This window comes from Parasediminibacterium sp. HNIBRBA5674, from assembly GCF_056745525.1.
In genome coordinates this window covers 21,547-34,091 of sequence record NZ_JBQWIE010000027.1, presented here as the reverse complement: position 1 = coordinate 34,091, position 12,545 = coordinate 21,547, and the positions used below count along the sequence as shown (strand labels likewise).

Sequence of the window (12,545 nt, the reverse complement as noted above, 5' to 3'; positions counted from 1 at the left end):
AAAAATTTAGTTGAATTTAAAGAATTATCGACGGTTTAGACGTGGCTTATATGTATAGAAAAAGGAATAACCTACAAAAAAGATAGGGAAAATAAAAGGTTTCATGGCACGTATGGCAAGTTATGTAAGCATAAAACTATTAAGCGGCTTCTAAAAAATCATCCTGAACTGTTATGAAGAAATAAATAGTAACAACCAAGACTCCTATTTTATATAGCCCAAAGATTTTAAAAAAGCATCTGCCTTTTCAAGCGTAGCTAAATAGTAGGTATTATCGCTTTCTTTATAATTGAAAAAGCCATGACCTTGCCCTTCAAATAAATACAAATCGCAGCAGCTTCCTACTTGTTGCATAGCATCTCTGTATAGTTCAGCGGCTTTTACAGGTATTAAATTATCTTTTGTACCTAAAAAAACAATAGTAGGTGCAGCACCTTTTTTAATGTTGTGATAAGGTGAAATTTCGGTGTAGCGACTACCAAAACGTTCGTAGCCATAATTGCCAGGTCCATTATTAAAAACAGGATTGAAAAGCACCAACGCATTAGGCTTGGCACTTGTAAGTGTATCTTCACCTAATTGGTTGATATATGTAAGATCTGTAGCAGCAGCCAAATGCCCACCCGCAGAACCGCCACCAGCGGCTATTTTATTTGGATCAATACCTAATTGATTAGCATGACTTCGTAGGTATCGAATAGCCGTTTTTGCATCCATCACACTTTCAAAAGGTGAAGTATGCTGGCGGTTATTTACCCGATAATCTGCCGTAACTGCAACCATACCAAGTGAAGCAAAATGTTTTGCTTGTGGTGCAAATTGATTTATTGTGCCACCGTTCCAGCCACCACCAAAAAACAATATAATGCAGGGATATTTTGTACCCACTTTATAGTTTATTGGGTAGTACAATTTCATTTTTAAAACAGTAGTATCAATTGTTTTATAAATGATTTCTTTATCTGCATTTTGAGCATTGAGATAGTTCACTAAAGCAAGCCCCATCACAAGAATCAAGGTGGTTTTCCATTTCATATAAGCACATTTAAGCGTTAATCCTTTTGACCTAATCATTATTTGTTATCAATATTAAACCTCAAATTGTAAGTGCCAGGCTTTGCCGTAAAAACAAACCCATTATTATCATAGGTATCTTTTAAGCTTGCAGTTACACCTTGTATAGAACTTTTGCTGTGTGTAGGTATGGTAACTTCTGCCGTAGTATTTGCAGGAATAGAAAAAGTCCAACTCACTTGCTGGCCCTCTATTTTCCAACTACTTTTTATTAACCCAGTTGGTGTTTTAAGACAGGCTTCTATATTTTTTAATTTTCCAGATTTTGGTATTTTAGGCTCTAAAAGTATTTTTTTACCATTTGGATTATCAGGGTCGTAACGGATGCCTGCAAGGTCGGTTATCATCCAACCTATTGAATGTGCAAACGCAATAAAATTAAGCCCTCTGGCCATTTGCAGTTGTTTGTCCTGTGGGTAGGCTTCCCAAAAAGTTGTAGCATCGTATGTTTTAATAGAACCTGCTGGACCAGAATAATTTGGATTTACTAGCATATCATATGCATCATCTACATAACCAAACTTAGAAAGCATAGGGTAAATTTCATAGCTCATAAACCCACCATCAAACTTATGTCCATTGGCTTTATAATATGCTGCCAAAGATTTTGCTAAAGCCGATTCTTCTATTTTATCATCCATAATGCCATAAGCTAAAGCTAAGCTATTATGAGTGCCATTACCAAACGTATGCTTTACAGAATCGTATTGATTTAAAATGGCTGCTTTGATTTTTTGAGCATAGACATTTGCATGATTTGCATCCTCAGTTTTACCCAAAGCTGTAGCCAATTTTTCTAGCAACTTTTCGGTTTTATAAAATACCATGCTACAAATCAATTCATTATTTACGGGGTTTCTTTGAACACCCTGTTGTGCAGCATGATCTGTTAACAAATTAGGGATGGGTATAACACCATTTTTTGCAGTTTGCTCGTGGTAGCGAAGAAACTTTTTCACTTCATCATAATAAAGATTTAATGGTTCGGCATCGCCATAAAAATCATTCATTTCGGCAGTGGAAAAAACCGGTGTAGCACTCCAAATAAACGATTGTGTATAAGTAGAAAGACGCTTACCAACCCCAATATTGCCAGGCATGCCACTTGGTGTTTTTGGCCCCGTCCACCAAAGTTTATTCATTAAACGGTTATTGGTGGCAAAATCAAAGCAGTAAGTTGCAGGAATAGTTGAATAAATAGATTCTGCACCCCATAAACAACGTTCTCTTGGCATATCACCAGTAACATGATTCATATAGTTTTGAAACGTACGCATTCCATTATCAAACAATCTATTTAGCATGTTATCTGATGAAGTAAAGGTTGCTAAAACTTCGGCTTGTGTATGAACAGGAATTAAATGAATATCATTTGGATTTGGCTCTTTGGTTAAGCCACTTACTTCAACATATCTAAATGATTTTGTTGCAAAAAATGATTGGTAGGTATGTGCCTTACCGTCGGCTATAAGTTCATCATTTTGTATTTGTCTGTGACACCACCAATTACTAAGCGGCGTATTCCATATTTGTCCATCTTCAGCATATTCTGAATAACGAATACGAATTACTTGCCCCTTTGCTTCATTAAAGTTTAAGCGTACAACACCATGTTTAACTTCGCCAAAATCATACAGCCAAGTTTGGCTTCCTCTTTTCCAAGTCTTTATTGGCAATATTTTGCCATCAGGCTTTACAGGATTAACATCGATAGATTTTAACAAAGGGGTACATGGTGGTATCAATTGTGCAAATTTCCACCCATTATTTTCTGCTAATGATTGCCATTCTTGATGTCCTTTTCGGTAATCTATTCGTTCGCCCAAATAAACATTACTGGATTGAATTTCACCTTCCTTCCATTGCCAAGAAGTATCGCTAATAATAGATTGAGTGCTACCATCTGCATATTTTAAGTTGACAATTGCTTTTATACCGGGCCTTCCATAAGAAAAGATAACATTGAAACCACCAACCTGATCGTACCAGCCACCATCTAACAAAATGGACAATGCATTATCACCTGTTTTTAATAATTTAGTAATGTCGTGAGATGTATAATAACCAAATGTTTCGTAGTCGCTTTGAGGTGAAGAATAATAGACACTATCAATTTGTTTACCATTTACATAAGCTAAACCTTGCCCTAAAGCACTGAGATAAATTCTAGCACTTACCAAACCGTTGTTAACTTTTACACATTTTCTATACCATGCAGGTGGCAGAATTTTTCTTTTAAAAATTTGTGCTACACCATATTTACTACCACCATATGCTTCAGCAATATTTACTGAATAAGGTTTTGAATCGGGTGTGTTATTTTTCACATTCCACGCTATACTAGATCGAATTATTTTTTCTGTACCATCTGCAAAAACTATTTTCATACCCGCAGTTAGTGCATTATTTGTAGTAGTTTTTTTATACAGTATTTCTACTCTATTACTTAAACCAGGTTTTAACTGAAAAGCAATATCCAACGCACCTTCTGCCTGATTGGCAAAACGTTCAGAGTTTTTAATTTCATCATTTATAATAACGTTCGCCGCTTTCATATCCTTTGAAAGCCCGATATACAAAACTGCACTTTGTACTTGCTTGTTAGGCAATTCGAAATCTGTATAAAAACTTTTAGCCATGGTATCATGCTGGGCAGTTATCCAAGGGCCCATTAAATCGGCTGGTGCAAATTGTGGCTCGTTCATGTTTTGTTGAGACCCAATCCAAGCTGCATTTTGCCAATCAGTAACGCTTAAAAGCCCCGTCTCAAACCATGTTGGTTTAGACCATGCTAGCTCCTTATCCTTTTCATCCCACAGTTTTACTCGCCAATAAATACGTTGACTACTTTTTAAATCTATACCAGCATATGCTATTTGCGTTGCCGATGATGATGGTACTTTACGGCTATCCCATATCAATTTATTAGTAGCAAACCCATCTACACTAGTGGCTGCTTGCACCTGATATGCCGTTTGCATAGCCCCTGATAGATTGACTGCATTCATCCGCCACGATAGTTTGGGTGGAAGGCAATCTATACCAATAGGATTAATACGATAGTCAGTACGAAGATCGATAGCTGTATTTATAGATTGTGCAAAGCAATTACCAATCTGTAATATAAATAGGCAAGCAAAAAAGAAAATTTTCATACTTTTTATATTTAGCCAATTAGAATTAGAAGTTGAATCCGTAATTCTAAGTTGCCTGCTTTTTTAACCCAACAGTTTGCGAACCTGTATTATTTAGTCTTTCACAATTATAGTATACAATTGAACTATCTTTTCTATCCACTCGAAACAAGTGTTAATTAATTATTATAATTAGTAAAAGGCGGCAACTCAAAGCGTGGTGTATTTTCCACAACGCGTGGGTCTTGAGCACGTTTAAGTTCTTTCATCATTCGATTGGATAGTTTTTTCTTAACATCATCAAATTTTATATCCCCAGCAAGATTTTTAATCATATCAGGATCAAGATGTATGTCATAAAGTTCCTCAGCAGGTCTTTTAGCAAAAGCCAAATCGTAAAACCACTTGTAGTTTGAGTTAAGACGATTTTTAATGAGCCATGCTTTAGTTGGACTTGCATCCATATCGGCAAAAGCAATTTGAGTTTTGTTTTCCAATAAATAGGAATCAGGTGTAAATTCAGGAGTTACCGCACCAGGTGCACCCATCGGCCAACGGTCTGGTTCAAAATTCCGAATATAGACGTAGTCAGGGGTGTGTAACGAACGCATTGGATATGGTAGGTTGCCTTCACGTGCATTAGCGACGTGACGCTCTCGACCAGTTATCACCCAATCCCTTTTGGGGTCAATAATTCCACTTTTATTTGATTTCAAAAGTGGCAACAATGATTTACCATATAGATTATCAGGGGGTTTAACTCCACCAATTTCCATAAAAGTAGGAGCCAAATCAGGAAGTCTTACAAAATCGTCAACAATGCGACCGCCTTTGGTTCCTGGCATTCGAATGATTAAAGGGATGCTCACACCCATATCATAAAGATTACATTTACCAGAAGTTACACCTGGCATACCATGGTCACCACTAAGTACAATAACCGTATTATCGGCTTCTCCCGTTTCTTCCAAACATTTCAAAAGAACGCCAACAAAAGCATCTACAGCTTGGCATTCGCCTAAATAATCGGCAACATCTTCGCGAATTTCAGGAACATCTGGTAGAAATTTCGGAAGTAGACCTTTCAATGTCTCCGGATCAATACCCCAAAGCTTTTTACCGCTACCTTTTTCCCATATTCGATGTGTATTAGTTGGCCCAAAATAGTAATGCCACGGTTTTCCTTTGCCACGTTGAGCAAGAAAATCGTTGAAATTATTACGTACTTGAGATAGAACTTCTGCACGAGCCTGAGTTACTGACATTCCTTTTGCCACACGAGAAGTCACTTGAGAAGAAAACTTGTTTGGTGCGTTTCCAGCCTTTTCGAATGCATATTTTTGTTCACCAAACGGAGCATCCATTGGTGTACCCGGGCCCCAAACTTTGTAGCTTTTCCCAATACTGTAACCAGCATCTCTCAACATCAATGGGTAAGTAGGAATAGATTCATCCCAAACAGCACCTGATAAAATAGCACCCTGATTACAGTTGAAGAAATATCGACCACTGAAAAGTGAACTTCGGCAAGGTGTGCAACTTGGCGCATTTACAAACGCATTACGAAATAGTACACCATCTTTTGCAACTCGATCAATATTAGGTGTATGTATTACATCATTTATTGTTGGTCGTCCATCAATGCCTTTATAACAACTTGCATATCTACCCCAGTCATCAACAAAAACAAAAAGAATATTATACCTCGATGTATTTTTATTCTGTGCCTGCACTGCAATGATTACCAAAAAAATTAAAGAGATGAATATATTTATTTTTTTCATATTGAAGCTATTTAGTTACTCACATTTTGAATTTCCTTGACAGAATTAGTTAATGCGAAATATATTACATTCGGTTATTTTTCATCCATACTATTTGAGAGCCAGAATAATTTAATTTTTCCCCATTATTGTATTCAATTAAACTACTTGCGCCTTTGCCTTTTGTTACAATTATTGGTTTAAAAATAAGTTTGTTTGGCATATTTTTAAAACTTCATTTACGGTTACTGATGGTTAATTTCTGGGCTTTATTATTCCAATGATTAGGTATTTCTGAGAAGGTATTTCTTTGAAATTATACTAACCAAATTTTATATATTATAAAATGCAGTTGATGTGAGAATAACTGTATTTTGTTAAACTTTTCTTTATTTTATATCTAGCACACTTTTACAACAGCCATATTTAACAAAGCACCCAACTTTTCTATTTTACAAGCAATGTGGCCTACACCTACAGCACAGTGATGTGCAGGGCCAAAACTGTTCCAATTATTTACAAATTTTCTTGCCCCAATTGAAAATTTATAACGGCTATTGGTATTGCCAATTTGCAATATTGGACCAGTCACCGATTCGCCTTCTGCTACCAGCAATATCAACTTACCATTGGCTTGCTCTACCACTGATAGCAAAGTAACTGAGCCATTTTTTACACTCATTTCTACAGACAAACCGCTGCCCACTTTACCATGATAAACACCCAGTGGCCTCACTTTTGTTTTGCCTTCGGCTATAGCGATATGCCCAGGGCCATCGTGCCCCATTAGCACCACATCATCGGTAAAATCCATAGCATAATATTCTGTAAACGAACCACCAGCACCAAAGCTGTCCATAATTTTCATGGCCTGTGCATTCTTAATTTCATATTCACCAGCAACAGGAATACCATTGGCTGTTAGCAACGAATTACCCAATATAATTGAGGCTATTGCGTTTTCATTTTCGGCATTGCCTGTGCCTTTATAATAGTAAGCCATAGACCCTAATTTGTACATAGCTACCAGCTTATCTAAAGCCAAAGAAGTGATGGCAGCATTTTCTAAATCGGCTGGTGTACAATCGGGTTGCACATCAAAAGTTTCTTTAAATAATTGAACCCTTTTAATTACTTCATCTGCTGTTACTTCTTTTCGTAAAGCAACCAATTCTTCTACTTCTAACAACTCAATATGGCCGCCAAAATGTGCGTATTGCTGGGTAAGGTCTGCGTAAATATCTAACATGCCACTGTAGTAATGCCCCATGCAACCCAAACGGTTAAAAGCCATAGTATGAGCCACTTTCGCAGCTTCTACCCATTGATTTATTTCATCCCAACATTCCACATCATTGTGCAACATTCCTGTTACTTGATGAAATTTTATACCAGTGCGATTGAACACATTTGCAATTTCTGGAACTGGACAAGCCGAGCAAAAAGCCAACCATTCGCCAGTCATTTTGGTACGATTGGTAGAGGCATTAAATGTGGCATAATCTATAGCAGCCTCTGGTGCTAAATTTAAAATAATTACAGGCACTTTACAACGCTGCACTACAGGTAAAACAGTAGCAGATAAAGCATAGGTGGTAACGTATAGAAAGATGATATCTACATCTTGTTGCTTAAATAATTTACCAGCTTCAAAAGCCTTATCAATATTGTCTACCAGCCCAGCGTTAATGATGTGTGGGTTAATAGTAGCCAACTTATTTTCAACTATTTTCAGGTAGCCTTCAAGGCGTTCTTTTAAGCCTTCAAATTGTGGCCAATAGGTATCTAACCCTATGCCAAACAAGCCAATTTTTAATTCGTTATTATTCATTGTATCTCTTTTAAAGTTTTCTTAAACCATTATTCATTGGTTTAATTTTCTCGTCATTAAGAATTATTATTCTAATTTTTCACACCGGTAATACTTGACTTTTGAATCACTACAGGCCCAAGTAATCCAGACATTACCAATGGATTATCCTTTTTATAATACCGATGGGTTGTAAATGTGTATCTACCACTCGTTCTAGGTGTATTATTCAATAACCAATCTGGCCACTGGCTATTTTTTATGCCGTCATCGGGCAGAAGCTCGTCGCCAATGAGTCTATTTATCCAGAGATTTGCAACATCAATCTCTAAGATGTTATTTTCGTTTTTCACATAATCTGTGATTTCCACTTGCCAAGGGGCTGTCCAAACAACACCTAAATCATTACCATTTAACTTTACACGAGCCATATTTTTAACTTCACCCAAATTCAAATAAACAGCTTGTTTTTTTGATGTTATTTCGTTCAAATCAAGATTAAATATTTTACTATAAGTTGCTATTCCAGAGTAATATTTAATGCAAGAATCTGCGTTTTTAGCCCAGTCGGTTAAGGTTTCAAAAATTGCGTGTTTAGGCCCGCCCCAAATGGTATCAAAAGCAACTTGCCACGAACCTTTTAAGGTATCTATACTAATTTTTTCAGGAAAATTGGGCGTAGTATTTATACCAGTATTAATCTTTTTAAACTTGTAAAAGACTACAAAAAAACTTTGCGAAGCATCAAGTTTAAGGTTTGTTGCAATGCCTGTGCGAGTTATAGTTAAGTTATGCAACTCGTTGACTTTTCCAGTAACAGCGTCCCACAATTCTGCGTTTTGAGTACCATCTCTAAAAACACATTTCTCATTAATACTTTGTTTGCTACGATTACTGATAAAATAAATTTCTCTATCAGGTAACGATCGATGTGTATATCGAATAGTACTTGATGAAATAAAATCTGGGTTTACATTTAGATTTTGTAGAATTTTAGCGACAGAATCGTAAGAGCAGTATAACTCTGCTGTAGTTTCTGTTTTGATTATTTCATGTGTGGATTTATAAATTAATTTACTATCTAATAATTGTTGCGACAACGCTTGTACTTTTTTGTCGCAATTGGGATAATTAACCAAAGAGGGTGATTTTGTGGGTAGGTTGCCAATAATTTTTGCACCCGCTTTTGCCAATGAAGCTATTTTAGATAGCAGTTCTGGTGTCATTGTTGCCACATCGGGTAAAACCATTACTCGGTAAGATGCCCCCCCTGGAAATACTATACGCCCTTTACTTACAGACGCTTTTTGTAAAAGAATTGGTGAACAAGCATCAAATGCATATGCTCGTTTATCAGGTAAAAAAGCTGAGCCTTCTAGTGCCGAACTTGGTGATTTAAAAACTTGTGGTGCACCTTCGGGGGTTAAATATAAAATATCTGCAACGTATTTGCCTTGTGAAAGCATGTATTGGCATCTACTAACATATTCGTGATAGCTTGAAACCATAGGCCACCAAGTTTGTGCCCTATCCCAATGCACACCATAAGGCCCCATAACAACCCCAGGTTTTAAATTATCACCGTAAGGTTTGTGAGCAAAAGTATGAAACACCAACTTGTTTATTCCCATACAAAAAGCCCAGTCTGTTTGATCCTTCATATTGCTAGGATACTTTTTCCAAGCTTCATTAACATCGGCTGTAAAAGCCTCGGCGGCAACTATTTTTTTACCTTGAATATGTGCAATAGAAGTGGCTTCAAAGCAACTAAATGTTGCGTTAAATCCTAGATTTTCAGACCAAAATTCGCACATTGGCACATCGGCTACACTTCCTAAATCCATATCTGAAGTAGGGTTCATATCGTAAGGTTCTATCGATAGTTTAAAGCCGTTTCGTCGACCAAGTTCTTTTAATCTTTCAGCATGGTTTTGTATTACAAGTTCTTGTGCTGTTAATCGCATGTCCCATAAAAATCGTTCACTTTGTTCAAGGCTTCCTACAGTTTGCCCCATGTAAGTAGGCAGGTATTTTAAAGGGTCGTATCCTCGCCGTTGTGTAAATTCTTGTCGAAACCTCTGTGTCCAGTTTTGAGCCCCCATTTCCCAGCTATCAATATGCAACATTTTCCAGCCGCCTTCATTATTAGGTTTGGCCGAACCAGTTTTTTTTAAAAGCTTACCGTAAAAAGCATCAAAATGTGCATCAAGTGCATTACTATCTAATTTATCGCATTCAAAACCTAAGCCAGGCTGTGGTGCTGGCCTAGTGATAGCACCGTTATTACGTTTACCAATTCGTACAATCGTCCATTTACCTGCAGGTATTTCCCACATTAAACTACCATCAACTTTTAATAACGACGTTAAATCTATAATCTTCGATTGATCTACAACAGAAGCTGTGATTTCGTTGTAAGAGGCAGGCATATTTAAAAACGGCTTTACATTTTTTGCTGAAGAATATGGCGCTCTATAAACAAGTGATTTTTCGTCAATATCAGTAATTTTACTTGCAATTTTAGGTGTAGGATATGCCAATACAGCTACGTCTTCGTACCAATCATTTCTTAGCTTTTTAAACTTTTCTGGTAGCGTTTGTTCGCCGAAAAATGGCTTTTTAGGTAAAGGTTTAGCTAGCGTATCTCTAAATACAAAAAGCCCTTCAACTGTAGTAGCGCTTGCAACTAAGTGTTGCATTGATTGCTCAGGTTTTACCCACGGGCCGCCACTACCAGCCCAACCTGGCCCAGAGCCAAGTGTAACGGCGATTCCCATTTTTTCAGCTTCGCTCACGGCAAAAGCAAACAAATCTTGCCATTCGTTGCTTAAAAAATTAATTTTACCACGAGGAACACCAACATTTACTTCTAGAAATATTACTGAACCTATTCCTACAGATTTCATAGATTTTAAATCGGCGGTAATGGCCGCTTTATCAATATTTCCGTCCATAAAATACCAATAAACACCTGGCTTAGAAGCGTTTGGTGGCGAAAAAAAATTCTTTTTTAAACCATCTGCTTGGCTGTAAGTAGTATCAACGAAAACAAATTGACTGGTTAAGATTACAAGCAAAAAAAAGAGCTTATTTATATTTATAAAACCATTTGCCATGTTTGAAAAGTGTGTCTTTTATTTATTCTTTAATATCAGTTCCTACTGGTACAGAAATTACTTGCGATTTTGCAGCCCAAATATTCCATTTGGCTATTAAGCTTTTTAGCGTTGTGGGGTTGCTGGTTGCCAAGTTATTTTGCTCAATTCTATCAACTGATAAATCGAATAATTCCCACTCGCCTTTTCCAGATTTGTCGTAGGCGTTTTTTACTGTAAAAACAGCTTTCATATCACCTTCCCTAATTGCTTTAAAACCATATTGTTCCCAATAAAAAATACGTGCGGTATCGTTTTCTTGTGGCTTATTGGTAAGTATTGGCAATAAGCTTTTACCTTGCAAGGCTGTAATGTTTTGTCCTTTAAAATTGGTCGGATATATAGCCCCACTAACAGCTAAAAACGTAGGCAAAATATCCATTAAGCAGCTGGGTGATGTGTTAGTACTACCAGCTTTTGCTTTTATACCTTTGGGCCAATGGGCAATTAATGGTGTGGCAATACCACCTTCGTATAAGTTAGACTTAAATTTACGAAATGGTGTGTTAGAAACATTGGCCCACCCAGTACCATAAGATACATTTCCAGTGACGGCTGCATCGTTGATTTTGTTTTGTTCATTACCGCCTAACTCTTTGTAAGGTTCGGCACAAGCACCATTATCAGATAAAAAAACAATCAACGTATTATCTAATTCGCCACGCTTTTTCAAGGTAGCCACTAGCCTTCCTACATTCATATCTAATCGATACACTTGGGCTGCATAAACGGCCATTCTATAATCTACATCTATTTGCTCTTGCACACTTAAACTATCCCAATTTCTTACATTGGCATCCCGTGTAGATAGTTGCACATCCTTGCCAATAATGCCTATTTTTTTTTCTTTGGCCAATCTTGCATCTCTTATTTTGTCCCAACCAATTTTGTATTTGCCTACAAATTTTTTAATATCTTCTTCCTTTGCTTGCAATGGCCAGTGTGGTGCATTAAAAGCTAAGTATAAAAAAAATGGGGTTTTAGAATCGTTCTCTTCTACGGTTTTTATGGCAAAATCTGTAAAGGCGTCTGTGGTATAATAATCTGCATTTGTTGGCTTGGGCAATTGCTTGTTATCGGCAGTTAATTCTCGTGGAAAAGCGGGGGCTAAGTAACTCGTTGCACCAGTCAAAATACCATAAAATTTATCGAACCCACGTTGCAGTGGCCACTTGCTTTCATCCCTCATACCTAAGTGCCATTTACCAGCCATATAGGTGTTGTAACCTGCGGTTTTAAGTACTTCAGCAATAGTAATGCAGTTGTTGTTTAAATAGCCCAAATAGCCAGGCTTACCATCAGTAGCAATACCTATTTTTTCTTCGGCTAAATGCCCCATACCTGCTTGGTGTGGGTGCAACCCTGTAAGCAAAGAAGCCCTTGTAGGCGAGCATCTTGCCGTGTTGTAAAACTGTGTAAATCGCAAGCCATTTGCAGCCAGAGCATCGAGGTTTGGGGTAGGTATTTCGCTGCCATAACAACCAATATCAGAAAAGCCCATATCATCAGCCATAATTAAAACAATATTGGGCTTTTTTTGAGCTGATACAATAGTTACAAGCAATAAACATGCTATTAAGCATTTATTTTTTTTCATGGTATTTGTTGT

Annotated in this window: 7 protein-coding genes; all 7 read right to left on the bottom strand. The window is 37.1% G+C overall.

Annotation, left to right across the window (positions count from 1 at the left end; genetic code table 11):
* Window positions 1–204: 204 nt before the first annotated feature.
* Window positions 205–1,035: an alpha/beta hydrolase gene (locus ACT9TX_RS13450; protein ID WP_481338939.1), complete on the bottom strand. Its 831-nt coding sequence runs from the start codon at window positions 1,033–1,035 to the stop codon at window positions 205–207.
* A gap of 38 nt (window positions 1,036–1,073) precedes the next feature.
* Complete coding sequence (locus tag ACT9TX_RS13445; protein WP_481338937.1) at window positions 1,074–4,229, bottom strand: family 78 glycoside hydrolase catalytic domain; 3,156 nt, start codon at window positions 4,227–4,229, stop codon at window positions 1,074–1,076.
* A gap of 158 nt (window positions 4,230–4,387) precedes the next feature.
* Entirely contained in the window at window positions 4,388–5,992 is a 1,605-nt protein-coding gene (locus ACT9TX_RS13440) for a sulfatase family protein (protein ID WP_481338935.1), read from the bottom strand.
* Window positions 5,993–6,056: 64 nt separating this feature from the next.
* Window positions 6,057–6,194 carry a hypothetical protein gene (locus tag ACT9TX_RS13435; protein WP_481338933.1) on the bottom strand — a complete coding sequence of 46 codons (138 nt, stop codon included), beginning with the start codon at window positions 6,192–6,194 and terminating at the stop codon, window positions 6,057–6,059.
* 177 nt (window positions 6,195–6,371) lie between these two features.
* The gene (locus ACT9TX_RS13430; RefSeq protein ID WP_481338931.1) at window positions 6,372–7,802 is read right to left on the bottom strand and encodes an arabinose isomerase; all 1,431 of its coding nucleotides are present in this window, start codon (window positions 7,800–7,802) and stop codon (window positions 6,372–6,374) included.
* A 71-nt stretch (window positions 7,803–7,873) separates the two neighbouring features.
* Window positions 7,874–10,858 carry a glycosyl hydrolase gene (locus tag ACT9TX_RS13425; RefSeq protein WP_481338929.1) on the bottom strand — a complete coding sequence of 995 codons (2,985 nt, stop codon included), beginning with the start codon at window positions 10,856–10,858 and terminating at the stop codon, window positions 7,874–7,876.
* Window positions 10,859–10,919: 61 nt separating this feature from the next.
* Window positions 10,920–12,533 carry an arylsulfatase gene (locus ACT9TX_RS13420; protein WP_481338927.1) on the bottom strand — a complete coding sequence of 538 codons (1,614 nt, stop codon included), beginning with the start codon at window positions 12,531–12,533 and terminating at the stop codon, window positions 10,920–10,922.
* Window positions 12,534–12,545 lie beyond the last annotated feature (12 nt).

Coding starts and splice junctions, on each gene's coding strand:
- ACT9TX_RS13450 (WP_481338939.1), bottom strand. CDS start 1,035: ATGAAATGGAAAACCACCTTGATTCTTGTGATGGGGCTTGCTTTAGTG.
- ACT9TX_RS13445 (WP_481338937.1), bottom strand. CDS start 4,229: ATGAAAATTTTCTTTTTTGCTTGCCTATTTATATTACAGATTGGTAAT.
- ACT9TX_RS13440 (WP_481338935.1), bottom strand. CDS start 5,992: ATGAAAAAAATAAATATATTCATCTCTTTAATTTTTTTGGTAATCATT.
- ACT9TX_RS13435 (WP_481338933.1), bottom strand. CDS start 6,194: ATGCCAAACAAACTTATTTTTAAACCAATAATTGTAACAAAAGGCAAA.
- ACT9TX_RS13430 (WP_481338931.1), bottom strand. CDS start 7,802: ATGAATAATAACGAATTAAAAATTGGCTTGTTTGGCATAGGGTTAGAT.
- ACT9TX_RS13420 (WP_481338927.1), bottom strand. CDS start 12,533: ATGAAAAAAAATAAATGCTTAATAGCATGTTTATTGCTTGTAACTATT.